22 protein-coding genes and 1 riboswitch are annotated in these 19,874 nt (G+C 41.5%); of the genes, 1 reads left to right on the forward strand and 21 read right to left on the reverse strand.

Annotation, left to right across the window (positions count from 1 at the left end; all coding sequences use genetic code 11):
• Position 1 precedes the first annotated feature (1 nt).
• From tenI to LQ203_RS27440, 17 genes are all read right to left on the reverse strand, one after another.
• A complete protein-coding gene (gene tenI / locus LQ203_RS05340; protein WP_230156371.1) occupies positions 2-613 on the reverse strand; it encodes a thiazole tautomerase TenI in 612 nt (203 codons plus the stop codon).
• Between the two features lie 41 nt (positions 614-654).
• The gene (locus tag LQ203_RS05345) at positions 655-1,431 is read right to left on the reverse strand and encodes an energy-coupling factor transporter transmembrane component T (RefSeq protein WP_230156372.1); all 777 of its coding nucleotides are present in this window, start codon (positions 1,429-1,431) and stop codon (positions 655-657) included.
• Positions 1,432-1,447: 16 nt separating this feature from the next.
• Positions 1,448-2,914: an ABC transporter ATP-binding protein gene (locus tag LQ203_RS05350; protein WP_230156373.1), complete on the reverse strand. Its 1,467-nt coding sequence runs from the start codon at positions 2,912-2,914 to the stop codon at positions 1,448-1,450.
• A gap of 12 nt (positions 2,915-2,926) precedes the next feature.
• Positions 2,927-3,511 (reverse strand): ECF transporter S component, encoded by a 585-nt coding sequence (locus LQ203_RS05355; protein ID WP_230156374.1) that lies wholly within the window; start codon positions 3,509-3,511, stop codon positions 2,927-2,929.
• A 14-nt stretch (positions 3,512-3,525) separates the two neighbouring features.
• A complete protein-coding gene (gene tenA / locus LQ203_RS05360) occupies positions 3,526-4,209 on the reverse strand; it encodes a thiaminase II (RefSeq protein WP_230156375.1) in 684 nt (227 codons plus the stop codon).
• Positions 4,210-4,338: 129 nt separating this feature from the next.
• A riboswitch (TPP riboswitch) is annotated at positions 4,339-4,466 on the reverse strand.
• Between the two features lie 265 nt (positions 4,467-4,731).
• Complete coding sequence (locus tag LQ203_RS05365) at positions 4,732-6,093, reverse strand: aromatic acid/H+ symport family MFS transporter (RefSeq protein WP_230156376.1); 1,362 nt, start codon at positions 6,091-6,093, stop codon at positions 4,732-4,734.
• A gap of 26 nt (positions 6,094-6,119) precedes the next feature.
• Entirely contained in the window at positions 6,120-6,893 is a 774-nt protein-coding gene (locus LQ203_RS05370; protein WP_230156377.1) for a fumarylacetoacetate hydrolase family protein, read from the reverse strand.
• A complete protein-coding gene (gene dmpG, locus LQ203_RS05375; RefSeq protein WP_230156378.1) occupies positions 6,884-7,909 on the reverse strand; it encodes a 4-hydroxy-2-oxovalerate aldolase in 1,026 nt (341 codons plus the stop codon). Before dmpG ends, LQ203_RS05370 begins: the two co-directional genes overlap by 10 nt.
• Positions 7,910-7,943: 34 nt before the next feature.
• Positions 7,944-8,828 (reverse strand): acetaldehyde dehydrogenase (acetylating), encoded by an 885-nt coding sequence (locus LQ203_RS05380; RefSeq protein ID WP_230156379.1) that lies wholly within the window; start codon positions 8,826-8,828, stop codon positions 7,944-7,946.
• 18 nt (positions 8,829-8,846) lie between these two features.
• Entirely contained in the window at positions 8,847-9,629 is a 783-nt protein-coding gene (locus tag LQ203_RS05385; RefSeq protein ID WP_230156381.1) for a 2-keto-4-pentenoate hydratase, read from the reverse strand.
• 17 nt (positions 9,630-9,646) lie between these two features.
• Positions 9,647-11,122 (reverse strand): aldehyde dehydrogenase, encoded by a 1,476-nt coding sequence (locus LQ203_RS05390; RefSeq protein WP_230156382.1) that lies wholly within the window; start codon positions 11,120-11,122, stop codon positions 9,647-9,649.
• A gap of 45 nt (positions 11,123-11,167) precedes the next feature.
• Positions 11,168-11,629 (reverse strand): RidA family protein, encoded by a 462-nt coding sequence (locus tag LQ203_RS05395; protein ID WP_230156384.1) that lies wholly within the window; start codon positions 11,627-11,629, stop codon positions 11,168-11,170.
• Positions 11,613-12,638: an amidohydrolase family protein gene (locus LQ203_RS05400; protein WP_230156386.1), complete on the reverse strand. Its 1,026-nt coding sequence runs from the start codon at positions 12,636-12,638 to the stop codon at positions 11,613-11,615. The genes LQ203_RS05395 and LQ203_RS05400 overlap by 17 nt, the downstream gene beginning before the upstream one ends.
• A complete protein-coding gene (locus LQ203_RS05405) occupies positions 12,623-13,183 on the reverse strand; it encodes a 3-hydroxyanthranilate 3,4-dioxygenase (RefSeq protein WP_230156388.1) in 561 nt (186 codons plus the stop codon). The genes LQ203_RS05400 and LQ203_RS05405 overlap by 16 nt, the downstream gene beginning before the upstream one ends.
• A 44-nt stretch (positions 13,184-13,227) precedes the next feature.
• The gene (locus LQ203_RS05410) at positions 13,228-13,977 is read right to left on the reverse strand and encodes an IclR family transcriptional regulator (protein WP_230156389.1); all 750 of its coding nucleotides are present in this window, start codon (positions 13,975-13,977) and stop codon (positions 13,228-13,230) included.
• Between the two features lie 31 nt (positions 13,978-14,008).
• Positions 14,009-15,490 carry a 4-hydroxyphenylacetate 3-hydroxylase N-terminal domain-containing protein gene (locus LQ203_RS05415; protein ID WP_230156390.1) on the reverse strand — a complete coding sequence of 494 codons (1,482 nt, stop codon included), beginning with the start codon at positions 15,488-15,490 and terminating at the stop codon, positions 14,009-14,011.
• A gap of 190 nt (positions 15,491-15,680) precedes the next feature.
• Positions 15,681-15,812: a hypothetical protein gene (locus LQ203_RS27440; protein ID WP_290370527.1), complete on the reverse strand. Its 132-nt coding sequence runs from the start codon at positions 15,810-15,812 to the stop codon at positions 15,681-15,683.
• A 238-nt stretch (positions 15,813-16,050) separates the two neighbouring features.
• Between LQ203_RS27440 and LQ203_RS05420 the strand changes: the two genes are divergently transcribed.
• Positions 16,051-16,857: a protein kinase gene (locus LQ203_RS05420; RefSeq protein WP_230156391.1), complete on the forward strand. Its 807-nt coding sequence runs from the start codon at positions 16,051-16,053 to the stop codon at positions 16,855-16,857.
• Here the strand turns inward: LQ203_RS05420 and LQ203_RS05425 are convergent.
• The 4 genes from LQ203_RS05425 to LQ203_RS05440 form a co-directional block, all read right to left on the reverse strand.
• Positions 16,854-17,021 carry a hypothetical protein gene (locus tag LQ203_RS05425; protein ID WP_230156392.1) on the reverse strand — a complete coding sequence of 56 codons (168 nt, stop codon included), beginning with the start codon at positions 17,019-17,021 and terminating at the stop codon, positions 16,854-16,856. The genes LQ203_RS05420 and LQ203_RS05425 overlap by 4 nt on opposite strands.
• 327 nt (positions 17,022-17,348) lie before the next feature.
• On the reverse strand, positions 17,349-17,621 hold the full coding sequence (locus LQ203_RS05430) for an HU family DNA-binding protein (RefSeq protein WP_230156393.1): 273 nt from the start codon (positions 17,619-17,621) through the stop codon (positions 17,349-17,351).
• 179 nt (positions 17,622-17,800) lie between these two features.
• Entirely contained in the window at positions 17,801-19,318 is a 1,518-nt protein-coding gene (locus tag LQ203_RS05435) for a cobyric acid synthase (protein WP_230156394.1), read from the reverse strand.
• A 12-nt stretch (positions 19,319-19,330) separates the two neighbouring features.
• Entirely contained in the window at positions 19,331-19,867 is a 537-nt protein-coding gene (locus LQ203_RS05440; RefSeq protein WP_230156395.1) for a cob(I)yrinic acid a,c-diamide adenosyltransferase, read from the reverse strand.
• Positions 19,868-19,874: the final 7 nt, after the last annotated feature.

Here is a 19,874-nt window from a genome sequence, read left to right on the forward strand (position 1 = left end):
CTTATGTCTCCTTTCCTAAAGACTTCAAATATTGTTTAACAGCTATAACCGGATGTTCAGCTTCAAGCACACCTGACATGACCGCGATTCCTTGTGCACCCGCATCCCGCACGACATGACAATTGGAAGGTGTTATTCCGCCTATTGCAATAATCGGAAGATTAACATTTCTTGTGATTGCATGAAGCTCCTCCACTCCCTTGGGAGGAAGGCCGCGTTTCGAGTCCGTTTCAAAAACATGTCCATAAATCGCGTAATTGGCTCCATTACGGAAGGCCGCTTTCGCTTCATCCATGGAATGGATCGAACAGCCGACACTCATCTCTGGAAATGATCCTTTTACGACTCCGGCATCTAAACTATGAAAAGCCAATTGCACGCCAAATACTTTCTGTGCCCAAGCTACATCCACTCGGTCATTAATGATGATTTTAGATAATGGGATCTTCTTGTCATGTAATAGGGTTACTGCTCGATAGAGTTCTGATGCACTCATATGCTTTTCCCTTAAATAGAAGAAATCAACATATTCCTGAATGCGTGAAGCAATCTCCACGAACTTTTCAATTGGCTGTTTCCCAGTTGAAATAATATGCAATTCCTGTCCATTCATACTAAGAACCCCTTAACTAGTAAAGTTACAATCTCATACATTCATATAGGCAGTAATGGGAATTGAATCGATAGATAAAACCCAGCCAACAGCAGGATGATAAAATACAGAATGAATCCATGGTCTTTTTTTGAAAACCCAAATTCATAATAGTATGTTCGATCCCGAGTGTCTGAAAATCGCTTCGCCTCCATCGCAACCGCGATTCGGTGAGCCCGCCTAATGCTTCCGGATAACAACGGGATGGAATAGGCTTTCATTTTAAAATATACCGATCTAATCCCTTTTCCCTTTTCAAAACCACGTACCTTCATCGCGTTTCGTATCGTTTGGAACTCCTCCATCATGATGGGGATGAGCCTTAATGCCGCCATGAAACTATAAGCATATTTCGGTTTAAGCTTAACTTGCTGCATTAACGAATAAAACAAGTTCACGGGTCTCGTCGTCAAGGAAAAAGTTAAACCTAGTGCCGCAAAAAGCAAGGCTCGAAAGCCTACCAGTAATCCCCTCATGAAACTTTCTTCCGTAATCGATATAAGACCCCACTCAAACCAAAGTGTCTCACCTTTACCGAATAAAATCATTGTTAGAGAAGTGGATATAAAAATGAAACAAAACGGGATGGACAAAAGCAAAATGTGTTTAATCGAATGCCCGGTAAAACACAAAAATAAGAGTAAAACTCCAAGCGTCACATTCATCATATAATTCAGATCATGAATGAATAACGCCACAATGCATAATACAATCAATGCGACAAGTTTAAGGCTTGGATTGACCTTATGGAGCCATGTTTCTGCACTTGAAACAATCACCTACATGACACTCCTTTTAAAATGATAAAACTTTGGTCTCCACAAATCCGGATTGGGTGCTGACCTTTTCATCACTTATTACGTCCCCATCTTTTACCGTCCAGATCCTGGTTGCAAAGTTATTTGAAATATGATCATCATGAGTTACCATGATCACTGTTATTCCGCGCCTTCGGTATTCCTCAAACCATTCCAGTAATGCAAAGGTATTTTTCGAATCTTGACCAAAGGTGGGCTCATCCAAGAGAATGATTTTTTTTTCAATTACGATTGAGGCAGCTACGCTTAAGCGACGCTTTTGACCCATTGATAATTGAAACGGATGTTTATCTTGATGCGCCTCTAGGCGGAACACTTCGAGCAATGAGTGGACTCTCTCCCCTATTTCTTGTTGCGTTCTTTTGTCAATTCGCAATGAATAAGCAATTTCTTCATATACAGAATTTGCAACGAACTGAAACTCAGGATTTTGAAAGACAAACGTCATATGATCGGTTAGATTTTTCACCCTTTTAATAGGGGTACCCATCAATTCATACGTGCCATTCGTTTTTATGAACTGCATCAGTGCGTGCAAAAGAGTACTCTTCCCCGCACCATTTTCTCCCCTGATTACAATCCATTCACCTGAATGGACCTGCAGCTCTTCAACTTTGATTTTCTCTTCTTTTTTCCGAAAACCACTAAAACCTTGGACTTGCATAAGGGGGACACCGTCACTGGATTGGTGTTCGCGAATCGGTTTATTGTCGTGTATATATTCATCCCAAACACCAGGGAACCAAATTCCGTGTTCCTTCATTTCATTTTTATATAGGGAAAGGATGGTATCTTTTGGACCATCAGCTATGATTTGACCGTCATCATTAAAAAGCACGATTCTATCAATGAATTCTAAAACATGGTCAATTTTATGTTCCACGATAATAACGGTCTTGTCTCGTCCAATTCCCTTCAACAAGTCCCAAATTTCTTTTGTTCCTTCCGGATCAAGCATAGCGGTTGGTTCATCCAAAAATATCACTTCTGGTTCAAGTGCCAATACCGAAGCAATCGCCAGACGCTGTTTCATGCCGCCTGATAATGTATCAATACTTGTATGAATAGTCTTTAGGTTCAATCCAACTTGACGGAGATGATGTTGGATCCTCTCTTTCATTTCTTGCTTAGGAACGGATAGATTCTCAAGGACGAAAGCAATTTCCTCATCGGCAAATGGCATGCAAAACTGACTATCAGGGTCTTGAAAAACATATCCCCATGAAGTAGGCCACTTCAATTCTTCCGCTTTCATCGGGACTTCGATGGAATTTGGTATCAATCCACTTAACACTTGTAAAAGTGTGGACTTACCACATCCTGATGGTCCCAACAAAAGAACTTTTTCACCCCTATCAAACGAGACGGATAGGTCCTTGAATAGCAAGGACTCATCTCCGGGAAATTTCATTCTTAACTTTTCTACATGAACGATTCGTTCCATGGTCATCAACCTCTACTTTTGGTCCAGTTCTGCATAATCCTTACTGGAAACCGGACGTACAAGATTAGTTACTCCTGTTGCTTCCAGGACTTTAACTAGATAGTAAGCAGTCACTCCGGCAAAGAAAATGGAGCCTATGAACCTCGCAATCATGAATAACGATAGATTCCAAAGAGAGAGCGCACCTATTTCCCCATATGCAAAATCCATGAGGACTGATCCCAGGCAGGATGCTATCGCCGCTAATACAGCGACCGACATATTGAACTTTTTATATTTGAACGCCATGAAAACTAGTTCCGCGAACAATCCTTGTACAACTCCATATAAGAGTACGGTTAGCCCCCATGGTGAACCTAGAAAGAATTCTCCGGAAGCTGCAGCAATCTCCGCCAGTAGCGCCACACCCGGTTTCCTCAAAACTAAAAAGGCAACGGGTCCAGCTATAAACCACATCCCATAAATAAGTTGATCTACATGTAATCCTAATGGTTTAACGGAATAATAAAGTGAACCCCAAACGATATAGACTATTCCAAATGCCACGGCAATCACGATCGTGACTAATATATCCGTTAATTTCAACCCTTTTTTCATTGTTTCAATCTCCTTTATACCTCTAATGTTTCCTTATGCACCGGCCATGTCTCTAGACGATAAGCCATTTCCCAAAATGAGTATTCATATTGGCTGCTAAGAATAAAATGCTCCTTCATTCTTTCCCTATCTACATCTGTTACTTTTTCAGCAATCTCATCAAGCCTTGCAATTTGTTCTTCGACCAAAGAGCGGAACCACTCTCCTCCGTAAGCCGCTATCCATTCTTGATATATCGGCTCTTCCGGTTTACACGCTTTCAGCTTTTCGCCGATTTCATAATACAGCCAATAACATGGCAAGATAGCTGAAATAACATCCCCTAAATGACCAGAATATGCCGCACGATACATATGGGAAGTGTAAGCATAAGCAGTTGGTGCAGGTTTGAACTTTTCCCTTTCTTCTTTTGTGATCCCTAATCTCTCAGAAAAATTTTCATGAAGCTTCAACTCCGCTTCATATGTTCCTTGTGCATGGCCGGCAAGCCTGCTTGTTGTATGTAAATCTGTAGCCTTGACTGCTCCTAAAGCTTGAACTCTGGCAAAATGTGATAAGTAATAGGCATCTTGCTTGACATAAAAACGAAAACACTCTATGGGCAATGTGCCATCGCCTATTCCTGCAACAAATGGATGGTTAAAACTTGCTTCCCAAATATGATCAACTTCCTGGCGGATTTCCTCTGAAAACTTCATCTTCATTACCTCCAATTTTTATTTTTCCAATGAATGATACGGGAAAATACCTCCTCTTTTTTGACAAATAAAAAACCACTTTCTTTGACGTAAAGAAAGTGGTTGTACTTGAAATAATACAGAAACGTATTGTTCCAGACCCCACTTCCCTACGCTGGTATAAACCAGATCAGGTTCTAAGGGTCTTAAAGTCATACTTTAATCTCAGCTTCTCAGGTAAAATAGCTTTTACCAATAAAGCACCCCTAGTGGTACAAATTGTATATATAATTCATTTGCCTTTATATTAACACGATAAATCCAATTGTCAAACGGATTAGAAAAGTTTTCAAGCATTGATGTAGATTAATACTTTATAGGATTAATAGCCTTTCAAGCTTGTATCCCCCTCTAACCATGCGATCTATGCTGGTTGGATTGATAAAAAAAGGTTGAGAAGTTTATTTCGTTATTTACTCGTAAATTCCGTTGATTTACTCGTGAGTTTGCGTGTTTTACTCGTGAATTCCGTTATCTATTAATTTATGCATTTGTTGTTGCTTTTAGTTTTATATTTTCCTCAATCTGTGTTTTATCATAGCTGCCATACTTCTCTTTCACAACCAGTAACGCTAAGGCCGCCATTATGCTCGGAACTGTGAAGGCCATAAATGCATTTTGTGGCGAATAGTTTGCAGCCAGCAATAAACCTATTAATGTAGGGGCAACAATCGCTCCAATTCTACCAAACGCCAAGGCCCACCCTATCCCGGTGGTCCTTATCTCACGTGGATAATACTCGGAAATATACGTATTGGCCAAATTCATCGTACCCACTGTACAGGCACCTCCAAAAGCGATTAAAATATATAATGCCACTGCATTTGAGGTTAATCCTAATATTACAAAGCAGACCGTACCAATGGCACAGAGGGATACAAGTACTCTTCTATGACCCATTTTCCCAACTAAGTACCCTCCAATTATCGATCCGCCAATTTGCCCTAACCCCGATATAAGATTGAAAGATAAACTGGATGTAAGGCCGTATCCGGACTGCTGCATGATTTTCGGTAACCATGTATTGAGTCCGTATACCATAAGTAAACAATTAAAGGCAGCTACCCAAAACGCAAATGTACTAAGAGTACGCTTATCTTCAAAGAGTTTCTTGACTGGAAAGCCTTTTGCCCTTTCTTGGACCTTGGCAAACTCATAGTCGTCCGAGTCTTTATAGTCGCCCTCTGGATCAATGCGATTCAAAATTCCGGCAAGTTTTGCCCCTTGTTTTCGAATAACATAATAGGAAAGCGATTCAGGAAATTGCTTCATGAAGAATGGCAGTGCCAGTAAGGGAAGCGCCCCAATCCAATATAATACCCTCCAACTCATTTGTTCCATCACATACATTCCAATTAAAGAAGCAAGAATGCTTCCAATTGAATAACCACAGTACATTGTAGTTACAATGAGCACCTTATACTTTTTGGGTGAGTATTCCGCCATTAAGGAGATAACGTTTGGCATTAATCCTCCCATTCCCAAGGCTGCTATAAATCGCATGATCGAGAAAAAGGCAGGATTTGGGGCGAAACTTGAAAGTAATGTAAAAATGCTGAATATACATATGCTAATGGCAAGCACTTTTTTTCTCCCTATTTTATCCGCCAGGGGTGCAAATATGAGGGCTCCTACCATCATTCCGAACAATGAATAACTTGCTATTCCGCCAGCTTCGACTGGCGTCAAGCTCCATTCCTCCATCATCAAAGGTAAACCTACTCCGTACATGGCTATATCAAATCCATCGAAGGTAATTGCGAACAAACACCACATAAAGACCATTAATTGAAAACGGCCAAATTTACTATTCCCCACCACTTCCGAAGCATTAACTTCACGCAATTATTTCCCTCCTCTTTGCGAGTTTTTCACGATATCACTTGTAATGTCAGTTTCCCCAGTTCACCGTAATCTGCTATAATTTCATCGTTTGCCTGTATGGAAACGGCATCTGTAATCCCACCTACTAAAACAATCATTCCAGCCTGAATGGAAAGTCCTTCACGACTAATCATTTTTACAAGTTCGACAATGGAATGAATCGGATGATCGAGTACAGCTTCCCCACGACCCCTCTTTTGTATTTCACCATTTTGATAAAGCGTAACTTCTGCTTGAGCCCAGTCCGTGTGATATGGTGAATAAGCTTGATTGCTAAGCAGAATTTTGGCTGAAGATGCGTTATCCGCTACTACATCTGTAAGTGTAAAGGAAAAATTTTTATAACGGCTGTCAATAACCTCTAAAGCAAGAAATACACATTCTACAGCCGGCCAGACATCTTTCGCCGTTATATTTGCACCTTTCAATTCTTCTTTAAACAAAAAAGCAAATTCGGGTTCCACTCTCGGATGAATGAATTCCCCAACTTTTAAGACTGGTTTAGTTAGTTCCATGGCAGATGTCAACCTGCCATAGATCGCTTCCTCCACTCCTACTTGCTGTTGTTTGGCTTTGCTCGTCAAGCCCATCTTCCACCCGATGAATTTGTTATCACCGGTGATCGTCTCATTTATGCTCAGCTTCTGAATTTCATAGGCTTGATTTACTGTGAGTTCAGGATTGGATAATGTAAGCTTATCCATTTCACGGCCATTTTTTTGCGATTCGGCTACCCTTTTTGCTAGTTGAACTAGTTCCATCTCATAGTCCCTTCTTTCTGCAATGCCATTTGCTTTGCTACTTCAATAATCGTATCTTCCTGTCCGCCAACGACTTTTTGCCGACCAAGCTCCATCAAAATATCCCGAGCGTCCACTCCATACTTTTTCGACGCTTTATTTGCATGCAATAAAAAGCTGGAGTAAACGCCACTATAGCCCATGATTAAACTCGAGTCTGTTATTTCCTGGGGCTTGGGCATGATTGTATCTCCAACCTCCTCCGAAAGATCAAGCATTTTATATAAGTCAATATCAGTACGGATACCCAGCCTATCCAGCACGGCAACAAGCACTTCCGTCTGGGTATTACCAGCTCCTGCACCGAGACAGCGGATGCTGCCATCAATTCGATTCGCCCCCTCTTCAATTGCTACAAGTGAATTTGCCACAGCGAGCGATAAGTTATTGTGAGCATGAAAACCGATATCGATATTCAGGTTTGTTTTTAATAAATTGATCCGCGTCTTCACATCTTGGGGCAAAAAAGATCCTGCTGAATCAACAACGTATACAGCATCGGCTCCATAGGATTCCATTAAGTAGGCTTGCTCAAGAAGTTTTTCTGGTGATGCCATGTGAGACATCATTAAAAACCCGATTGCTTCCATCCCGAGATGTTTCGCAGCTTCCAGATGTTGCTTTGATACATCCGCTTCAGTAACATGTGTTGCGATGCGCGCCATTTTGGCGCCTACATCAGCTGCTTCTCTTAAATGATCAATTGTCCCTATACCAGGAATTAAAAGCACTGAAATAGCGGATTCGCCGGCCACCTCAACAGCCGCTTCAACTAATTCAATATCATTCACTTTTGAGAAACCATATTGCAAGGATGATCCGCCTAGGCCATCTCCATGGGACACTTCAATATAAGGGACACCTGCAGCACTAAGTTTCCCTGTCAGGTTCTTTACTTGTTCGATCGTATATTGATGTGCCACTACATGACTCCCATCCCGCAAAGCCACTTCCGTTACTAATACATCTCTATCCAAATGAACCCCACCTTTACCACTTCAATTTTCTTTTTCAAACATAACTTTTGAAATGGTTTTTCGCCATTTCTTCCCCTACTTTTACAGCTGAAGCCGTCATTATATCCAAATTACCTGCATAAACGGGAAGATAATCTCCCAACCCTCTCACTTCCAGAAATACTGTTATTTGTCTCCCATCAATTATCGGCTCTGTCTTCAGACGGTATCCAGGCACATATTCAGAAACTTTTTCCACCATCTTATAAATGGATGTTATTACCGCTTTCTCATCAAAAGAATCTGACTGAAGCAGACAGTGAATGGTATCCCTCATAATGAGTGGCGGTTCGGCAGGATTTAGCAGAATGATAGCCTTTCCCTTTTTCGCTCCACCCACCTGCTCTAGGGCCCTTGCAGTCGTTTGTGTGAACTCATCAATATTAGCCCGAGTTCCGGGACCGGCACTCCTGCTTGAAATTGTCGCGATTATTTCGGCATATTCGACCTGGGACACTTGACTGATCGCATGAACAATTGGGATTGTCGCCTGACCGCCGCATGTAATCATATTAACTTCCATTTCATTCAGATTTTTCTGTAAATTAACAGAAGGAACAACAAAGGGTCCGATCGCGGCCGGTGTCAAATCTATGACCTTTTTATTCAGCTTTTTCAGGGCTTCATAGTGAATCATCACGTGAGCCTTCGCGGATGTGGCATCATACAAAATGTCTGCAAGCTCCGGATGTTCCAAAAATCCATCCAGGCCATTTGCAATGATATGATGTCCGTGCGATCTAGCCCTTATCAAACCCTCTGAATCCTTATCGATACCAATCATTACCGACATTTCGAGAACATCCGATCGATGAATTTTCATCATTAAGTCCGTCCCGATATTCCCTGATCCAATAATGCCTACTTTTAGTTTTTTCATGGCAGTTGGGCTCCTTTCTCACTTAAAATATACCGATACCTTCCCTAACTTTTCTCCAAAGTCAGCAGAAAAATGGTCACCAGCTTTCGCTTCGATTGCGGCGGATAGTGCACCGGATAAGATGACTTCACCAGCATTCAATGAACCATTAAACCCATGAAGTTTATTGGCAAGCCAGGCTACACATGCTGCTGGATTTCCCAGTACTGCCTCACCTGTTCCTTGGTTCATGAAATCCCCATTTTTATATAGGCTCATTTGGACGGAAGGGAGGTCGATATCACTTAATTGAATTTTGCGATTTCCCAGTATATATAAGCCGGATGAGGCATTATCCGCCACAGTGTCCGGAAGTTTAATCTTCCAGTCCATCACCCGGCTATCAACCACTTCGATCGAAGCAACCACATAATCCGTGGCATCGATTACATCATCAACTGTAATATTGGGACCATGCAGATCCTTCTTTAAAATAAAAGCTACTTCTGCCTCCACTTTCGGTTGAATCAATCGTGAACTGGAAATGCGGCCATCATTCTCCACCTTCATCCCATCCAGTAAATGTCCGTAATCTGGTTCATTGACTCCCAGAACTTCCTGCATAGCCTTTGAAGTCAAGCCTATTTTCTTTCCCGATACTTCCAGACCGGACTGGATTTTCCTTCGAATCGTTTCAAGCTGAATTTGGTAGGCATCCTCCACGTCCAAATCTGGAATTTCACTGGTGGGGGCCAATATTCCGATTCCTGTTTTTTCCGCTTTCAAAAACCTAGCAGACCATTCTGTTAAACTAGCGTTCATGATGCTTTCCTCCGTCCTTATAATTTAATCGTGACATTAGACAATTCACTGTAAAATTCGAAGCTATGCGCTCCACCTTCACGACCTATGCCACTTTGTTTCATGCCTCCAAAAGGTGTGCGCAAATCACGCAAATACCAGGTATTCACCCAGATAATGCCCGCTTCTATTTTAGAAGCAACACGATGCGCTCTCCTTAAATCATTGGTCCAGATCGTTGCCCCCAGTCCGTAATGAGTGTCATTAGCGTGCTCTAGTACCTCTTCTTCCGTTTCAAAAGGCATGACCGTTACAACAGGACCAAAAATTTCTTCCCGTACGCAACGGGATTCACGAGTAACTCCGGCAATAATTGTCGGTTCAATGAAAAATCCTTTTTCAAACTGTTCGGCTCTTTTTCCTCCGGTTAATATTTTCGCCCCTTCTTCTTTCGCCAGATCAATGTAACTCATCACTTTTTGATAATGCTCTTTTCCTATTACAGCTCCTACTTCCGTTTCGGTATCAAACGGATCCCCGACTTTTAATTTTTCTGTTCGCGCGACCATTTTTTCAAGGAATTCGTCATACAATTCTTGCTGAACATAGATACGTGATCCACATAAACAAACTTCACCTTGGTTCATGAAGCTTGATTTCAAAGTCGTTTCGATAACTTCATCAAGATTCGAGTCTGCAAACACAATATTGGGATTTTTCCCGCCCAGTTCAAAAGAGATTTTTTTCAATGTAGGTGCAGCAGCTTTCATAATCGCTGTTCCCGTTTTAGTTTCCCCTGTAAATGTTATCGCATCGACGTCCGGATGTTCGCTTAGAGCAGCTCCGGCTGAATTTACACCATATCCATGCACAAGGTTGACAACTCCATCGGGAACTCCCGCTTCCTTACATATTTCCATTAACTTTGTCGCTGTCATCGGTGTCAGTTCAGCTGGTTTCATAACCGCTGTATTGCCAGCTGCCAGGCATGGTGCCAATTTCCATGTCAACAATAGCAAAGGTAAATTCCAAGGATTGATCATCCCTACCACACCTACTGGTCGCCTAATCGAATAATGAAGGGCAATGTTGTTCTGATTGAAGGATTCATTACCAAGTGTAGTGATATAGTCCGCAAAAAAGTGGAAATTGTGAGCTGCACGTTTGATGTCCATTTCCAGTGCAAGGCTGTATGGTTTCCCTGTATCTAGGGTTTCCAACATTGTCAGTTCTTCTTTCTTTTCCAAAATGAGATCGCCGATTCTCCGTAGAACCGCGGAGCGTTCATTATCGGTAAAAGATTTCCAATGACCCTTAAGTGCATGTCTTGCTGCTGAAACAGCCAGATTCACCTCCACTTTTCCTCCTTCTGCAACCCATCCAAGTTTTTCTTCCGTTGCGGGATTGATATTGTCAAAGGTTTTTGATCGATTTGGATTCAGGAATTCCCCATTAATAAAGTGCCGGCAATCTATTGATTTAGCTGTATTTATACTATCTTTTGCTGCTTGCATGAACATCCCTCTCCCTTTATTGAGACAATGGCTCAGTCAAGTGCCTCAATCTTGTATTTCCACAATCATTTCAATTTCAATTGCTGTGTTATTTGGAAGCTGGGACATTCCCACTGCTGACCGAGCATGTCTACCCCTCTCACCAAACACGGCAACAAGCAGGTCTGATGCGCCATTCAATACTTTGGGCTGTCCTGTGAAATTTTCTGCAGAATTAACCATGCCTAGAATTTTGATTACCCTCTTCACTTTGGATAGTTCTCCAAGCTCGTCCTTCAGCACCCGCAGAAGATTAATCATTGACTGCCTCGCTGCCTGATACCCTTCTTCTTCCGTCAGCTCAATGCCAAGCTTGCCGTGATAATCATCGACACCTTGTCCGGATGTGAAAATCAAATTTCCCACCCTGACGTGGCTGACATAGTTACCGACCGCTTCCCTTGGCGGCTCAAGCTTGATTCCAAGTTCCTCAAGTACTTGTTCTGGTGCTTTAATCTGTTTTTCCATGCTTCTCCCCTCGCGATTCCAAATTTAAAAACCTCAATGCATTTCCCCCTAGTAGATTCGCTTTCACTTCATCTGAAAGATTTAGAGTGTCATCAATCACTTTACCTGGAGGATTTTCTCTCAATAAAAATGGATAGTCGGAACCCATCAGCACTTTCTTATATCCAAAACGGTCAATCAAATACTGAATATTCCGGGTATCATAGTTCAGGGAATCGAAATAAAACTTTTGTGCATAATGGCTTGGTGGCATGGATGTTTTTCTTAAATCAGGCCATACTTCCCATCCCTGATCAATCCGCGGTAAAATATATGGAAATGAGCCCCCGCCATGTGCAAAACAGAGTTTCAGATCCGGGAACTTTTCCATTACGCCACTCCATAAAATGCTTGCTGCCGCCAATGCCGTTTCACTCGGCATTGCGATTGTATACATCAGGTTATGCCGTTCCGTTCGGTCTTTTGCCATAGTCTCCCATGGGTGTATAAACAGAGGGACATTCCATTTTTCAGCCATCTGGAAGAATTCCAATAAAACAGGGGAATCTAAATTTTCCCCGTTTACGTTAGTACCGATCTCGATCCCCGCCAGACCAAGTTCAAATTTACATCGTTCCATTTCGCCAATTGCCACTTTCAAATCCTGAAGCGGTACAGTACCAAGGCCGATGAACCTGTCTGGATGCCTGTTCACAGTCTCGGCAATAAAATCATTCTGGAACTTGGACATGTATAGTGCCTGATCTATAGGCGCCCAGTATGAAAATGTCACCGGCACCGGCGAGAGCACCTGCATATCGACTCCTTCGGCATCCATATCCTGAATGCGTTTTTCCGGGTCCCATACCTGGTCAGTCACTTTCCTGAACAGCTTTCCGCTTACCATGATATCAGCCCCGCATGAACATTTCCGCTGCAGCACCGGCCAGCGGCCCTGACCAAATTCACCCGTTAAGTCCGGCAAGTCCAATGGAAGAATATGTGTATGGAAATCTACTCGCATTTCCAAGTCTCAACGTTTTCTGACATGACATGACCGCATTCATGACAGGTGCGAAGTTCCTTGTTTCTGTTGAAAGCCTCAATGGCTTCTTTCACCTGGACCTCAATATTCGTCAATTGGATCGTAACTTTGTGCATCTCATGGTTACAATTCCCGCAGAACCAAACAAAATCTTCAAGCTCATCTTTCGCACGCTTTCGCTCTATGACAATGCCGTAAGTATCCGATACACGGTGAGGGGAATGAGGTACATCAGCTGGCAGCATAAACATTTCCCCTTCTTTCACCTCAACTACTTCGCGTTCGCCGTTTTGATTGATGCATTCAACATAGCAGGAACCTTTTATCTGATAAAATAACTCGTCAGAAGGGTCTACATGAAAATCACGCCGATAATTCGGCCCCCCAAGAAGCATGACAATGAATTCGGAATCTTCCCAAAGCACTTTATTATTAACCGGCGGTTTCAATAAATTTTTATTGTCTTCAATAACTTTCATTACGTTTAATGACCTAGCCTGTAATTTTGCAGATTGAGCATATCCTTTCATAAATAAACTACCTCCCGTTTCAGTTTTTGTAATAGTCAAAAAATTTACATTAATGACATATAACCGACTTGCTTTGATATCATTTGTGCCGAACGAATCACCGACTGAATAATTCTCGTTTTTTCTTTCCCAATCATATAATTTCGCTCACCGACAAGGTTAAGGGCAGCTATAACTTGGCCATTGTAGGATTTAATGGGGGCAGCAACACCATATAACCCAAAATCATTTTCATCATCACTAATCGCATATCCTTGTTTGCGGACGGCCATTAATTCTTCATTCAATTGGTTAATGCACGTTATCGTATTTGTTGAGTGCTTCAATAGCCCTTTTGCAAGCGTAGGCTGAATAAAGGATGGGTTAAAGGCAAGTAATACTTTTCCGCTGCTCGTACAATGAGCTGGTTTTCTTGCTCCTATATATGTGGTTATGTGCTCAGCATGAGGGGACGACATTTTCATCACAAATCTGACTTCGCCTTCGTGAAACATACCAATGTGAGAATTCCCTCTAAATTGCAGGACAAGATTACTTATGATCGGACCTGCCTCATAATGAATATCCTGCTGATACATGACTTTACTGCTCCACTCAAGTAACTTCCATCCAAGTCGGTATTTTCGATCTTTGACTTGAATCAGCATCCCTTCCTTACACATCGTTTTCACTAGATGATGAGTTGAGCTTGGACTCATATTCAATTTTTCAGCGATTTCCTTATTTCCAAGTGAGGGTTCTTCATTAGTGAATAAATCAAGTATCTTTATTACCTTCTCAACGGACGAAATCATGTCGCCCCCCCTCCCTATTCAACTATTAAAATTACTGGTTAACTGCATCGATGGCTACTTTCACCGATTTGTTAAGCACTTCATCGACCATGGTAAACTTCTTGTTTTTCTTATATTTATTATAAAAAATGGCCCTTTTCCGAACTGGATCACCCGTGTAATAACGCTCGTATTGAAGGAGGCGCTGACCAAATGCTTCCCCGCATAAATCCCATGCAAGTTTAAACACCCTTACCCGCTCTTCTGCTGAAACTCCGCTACGTCCTCCATAATATTTATCGATATCACGGCGCAATTCCGGATTATCAAAGTCGGCCCCTGTCGGTGACATCAACAGCCCTCCAGCTCCAATGGTCTGGATAACCTCTATGGCACGGGGATACATCTCCGGAAGGAAACCCCTAATCGTTTCCAATGCATCCGGATTTGGCCGGGCCTCACCGTATTCATTAATCGTGTACTCATATTCCGCTACCCGGAGCAATGAACGGATGACTTCGACGGATTGAACAAGTTCACCCAAATCACGCTGTACATGCAGGAATCCATCGACTCCGATAGAGTCTGCCACTTTACAAGCGACTTCAACTGCAAATGCCAGTTTTATATATCCACGCACTCCTGATTGGTGAGCAGGCTGTTCAGCAATTCCCGTCATTGGATACAAGCGGTTTGCCGCCTCCACATTGTTGTATAAAAAGACACGATCCCAGGGAACCAGGACATCATTAAATACAAGCATGGCATCCATTTCCTCATAACGGGAGGCCAGTGGATGGTCGAACATCGAACGTGTTCCGTCCTGCATTGGTTCCCGGCAAATTATGCGCAGTCCAGGCGTATCGATCGGCAGGGCAAATGCTACCGCATGACGTTCATCTCCTGGTGTGAATCCAGGAAAAGAATAGATAATCACCTCATCCGTAATGGGCGCCAGGGTGGCTAACATCTTTGCACCTCGGACCAATATCCCTTCCTCTTTTTCCTCAACGGTCCCTAAATGGGTATATGTTTCTTTTTGTTCATGTGATTGTTTGCTTCGATCATTTTGGGGATTAATGATTGCATGCGTTAAGAATAAATCATTGTCACGAATATAGGTATAATAATCCTTTATGTTCTTAGACCAGTCTTTATTGTATTTATCAAGAAACCAGGAATTATGTGCCATGGAAGTGACTACGACATTTAAAAAATCAGGCGTTCTCCCCATAAGTCCATATGTCATTCTGGCATACACTTCAAATAGTTTACTTCTTTTTTGCAAATCTTCAGATGTCTTAGGGAATAAGAAAGCATTGTTAACACGTTCTCCGGTTTCTTTACAAATGTGGGTGATTTCATCTTGATATTCCGGGTCATGTTGAATGTCATACAACTTCGCAATTTCTTGTATCGGCTGTTTAAAAATTGGCTCATTATAAATATCCTCAACCACTTTTCCACCAAGCCAGACTTCCGGCTTTCTGGATTTAATCCTATTAATATATTCTTCGCCCGTTTTAATGCCCATATTGATCCCCCCATTTTCCCTAGATAAAAAGTAAGCGCTTCCAAATATTCGCGATATAATTCCTGGATCTCATCGATGAACGATATATGATCACCAACATCATTCTCTTTCCATGGTTTGCATTCCATCCAAGAGTTTCCTGTTTACTGCCCGCAAATTTCCGCTAGTTCAGGCTTTTATGAATTGACACTTAAGCAAGCGGGGGATCCAAGGTAAACGACTTCACCGTAATACCATTTTGAACTTTCCCATCAAACCAACACACTATCGTAACTCCGGTTGGGAATGTACCAAAGCAATTTCTCAACTCGCGCCCATCCATCTTGTCACCTCCTACTCTTTGATTATGAATTCATTATAGTTAACTTAAAAATTTAATAATTGCTCAAATTTCATAATATGAAATTACGAATTTTTTTTTTGCTTTTTTCATTGACAATAATCATTAATAAAAGAACTCCTCGAAGAAAAGACTTTCATTACCGCATGATCAAAAATCAATGTTAAACTATCCATGTTCAGTTCATCATAATGGTTATATGTGTGCTTGATTCGAATAAATGAAAGTGGTGAGGGAAGTTTCCATTTGGCGTACCTTTAGAAAGATCTATCAATTTTTTGTAGATATACCTTTAAAAAAAGGAGTGGTTTTACATAACCGCTACGAAATCACTACTGTAATCGGAACAGGAAGCTACGGGATCGTTTATCATTGCACGGATTTGAAAACGAATGAGAATAAAGTGATCAAACAACTTCGGAAAAGTAAGCGCCGCAGCAAAAAAGAGCTGAAACAGTTTGAAAATGAAATTTCCATATTACGTATGTTAAATCACAAAAACATGCCCACATTTCACGAGAAATTTTCACATGATGGGAATGTTTATTTAGTGATGAATTTCATTGAAGGGAATAATTTAGAAGACCATATTTTCTTAAATCATATAACATTCAATGAGAAAGAGTCTCTATTTTTTCTTGATGAGCTGGTCGGATTAGTATCTTTTTTACACAACCATGACATCTACCATCAAGATTTACGCATTCCAAATATTTTACTTAAAGACCATGAGCCTATTTTGATAGACTTTGGTTTGTCTAAAATGAACGTTTCAGCCGATTTCGCAAAAGAATCCATTTTGGAGCTGAAACGGCAGGATTTTTACGATTTGGGAGAAATACTCTTATATATACTTTATACGACGTACTCAGCCAAAAATAAAAAGGCTCTTCCTTGGACAGAAGAGCTTTCGTTAGAAAAAGAAACCGTACATATACTGAAAAGGTTATTAAGCATCCAAGAACCTTATTCAGATATCAGTGAAATCTCATTGGATCTGCAAGCTGCATTAGAGAAATTGCATTAGCTGCTGCTGCCCCGCCCTTTTCTCTTATAGCGGTCACTTCCGCTCATAGGGGATCGTTTATACCCTCGGCTGCTGCTACTGCTGCCTCGGCGATAATGACCATGTCTCCGTTCACTGCTGCCTTGGGAAAGTTGTTTGATTTTTTTCATTATTTTCCTTAACATATCTTTCACCTCTTTCGTTTAGTTTGAAAGCCTGTTATTCATTTAGCCTAACATAGCCACCGGATAAACCTTATTAATAAGTACTATATTTTTTTTCATTTGTGTTACACCCCATTGCTGCTTACAAAGAAACTCCTAATGGCCTTAACATAACTATCCCCACCCTAACAAAAAATAGACTTTTTATTAAACTTTTCCACTTTATTCTACTTTAAATTGTAATTATTGATAAGTAAAGACTAGGGGAAGTGGGAATCATCTAACGAAAATGTCACTACAAAAAACCCCGGCGATATTTCATCTCCGGGGTTTTTCTTCATACATATTTTATTTTACAGCTTCTTTTAATTCTTTACCTGCTTTAAAAGCTGGTACTTTGCTGGCTGCAATTTGTATTTCTTCACCTGTTTGTGGGTTTCTTCCTGTACGAGCTGCACGGTCGCGCACTTCAAATGTACCAAAACCAACTAGTTGGATCTTTTCTTCTTTAGCAAGTGTAGTCGTGATTGTTTCAAACAATGCATCCACTACTTTTTTTGCGTCTTCTTTTGTTAGTTCAGCTTGTGCTGCTACACTGCTCACTAATTCTGTTTTATTCATATGAACACCTCATCCTTTTATATTCTTTAAAGTATGTAGAGAAGACAACATAACATATCTTATATACGTCTGTCACTTAATATGGCTAAATAAAAGGAATTTTAACCTTTTCCCAATGTGTTTTCAGTGGTTAAAAGGCTTTGATCAACAGGATAAAATGATTTTTCCGTGACCATTTTTCAACTTTCCGTGGTTTCCAGCTGCAGCCATTGATAGATGGTTTCCATATCAATGTTTTCTTCCAAATGGGAAGCCAATAGATTATACGCTTCTTCCCTACGCTCTAAGTCGCTTTGAACGTTTTCCTTCACTTCCTCCAACCCCTTGTTCCTTCGAATTTGGTTAACTAGTAATCTAGTAAACAAGCGATTATGGAAAATTCCATGAAGATATGTGCCCATGACCTTGTTGTCAGTGGATATGGCTCCATCCTCTCTTCCATCCTTCAATAAAAGAAAAGGCCTTACTTCTGATTCCAAAGTCGTTCTGCCTAAATGGATTTCGAAACCGTTCAGATTCATTTCACCTTCCATTACCCCAGCAGAAAGGACACCTTCCATTTGTACCGTTTTCTTATCTGCTTGAAAGACGGTTTCCACCGGTAGAAGCGAAAGTCCTACTGCGTTTTCTCCATTGCCTTCGACTGCGTCAGGATCGAAAAGTTTAGTTCCAAGCATTTGAAACCCGCCGCATATACCAAAAATAATTGTTCCTTGTTCACGTAGTTTTTTAATGGGGCCATCCAATCCCATGCGCATGATCCACTCTAAATCTTCCATCGTGTTTTTTGTACCCGGCAAAATAAGAAGGTCAGGATTACCTAACTCATGGATACTTCCTACAAGCCGGACACCCACTCCGGGTTCATCAAAAAAAGGATCGACATCGGTAAAATTGGAGATCCGCGGAAATCTCAAGACTGCTACATCGATAGGAAACTCAGCTGTTTTAGGTTTTTTAAAGCGTAGGGAAGAGAGTGCCAATGAATCTTCCGCTTCTATATTCACTTCTAAATAGGGAAGCACTCCGAGAACCGGAATACCGGTTTCCTTTTCGACCCATTCAATGCCGTCGTCCAATAATTCACGCATGCCACGGAATTTATTGATGATGATTCCCTTTACACAATCGCGTTCATCTTGATCCAATAAGGCAAGTGTCCCAATGATGGATGCAAATACTCCACCACGGTCAATATCAGCAACTAAAATGACAGCAGCATCCGCAAGCTTTGCCATTCGCATATTTGCAATATCCCGGTCCTTAAGGTTAATTTCAGCAGGACTTCCTGCTCCTTCGAGCACGATGATATCATATTCATCTTGAAGTTTCTCCACTGATTTACGAATGATAGGCATGGCTTCCTGGACAAATTGATTTCGATAGCTTTTTGCATTCATATCAAGAAAATGTTTTCCGTGCACAATGACTTCCGAAACCATATCCTGCTTCGGTTTCAGTAGTATTGGATTCATATCAGTGGTTGCCGTGATTCGTGCTGCCTCTGCTTGCACTCCTTGAGCCCGCCCGATTTCACCGCCATCCAAGGTTACATAAGAATTCAAAGCCATGTTTTGTGATTTGAATGGGACGACACGAAATCCTTTATTGGAAAAAACCCGGCAAAATGCCGTACAAATCAAACTTTTCCCTACATCGGATGACGTCCCCTGAATCATAATGGATCGTGCCTTCATTTCGACCACCCCCTAAAACTCTAATCCTTTGACAGCGCCGATGCCCTCGTCATAATAATGCTTGGTCGCCTCAATGGATGAAACCAAATCCGCCATTTCCATCAGCTCTGGCTTGGCATCCCTACCGGTAATGACTACATGCATATGAGCGGGACGATTACGAATCGTTTCGATAATGTCATCCAGTGGCAAGACATCTTCAATCTGGAATTTGGAGATGGCTAATGCATTGTTCAACTCATCCAGGACGAGTAGATCGATGTCAGGATCACTCAGAGCCTGTTTCGCCTTTTCCCATGCTAACGATAATGCGCGGCGATGCTCTTCTGGTGTCTTGGTCCATGTAAAACCAATCCCAAGCTGTTCCATTTTAACGCCTAATTTATTTAATGCCAACGCTTCTCCATATGTACGTTCTGGTGATTTTATGAATTGAAGGAATTTAACATTCATTCCCCTTCCGATTGCCCGTAAAGTCACCCCTAATGAAGCAGTCGTTTTCCCTTTCCCATTTCCCGTATAAATAAGCATTAATCCTCTGCGTGCCATTATCTAA

The organism is Peribacillus sp. Bi96, from assembly GCF_918698115.1.
Taxonomy (GTDB): Bacteria; Bacillota; Bacilli; order Bacillales; family DSM-1321; genus Peribacillus.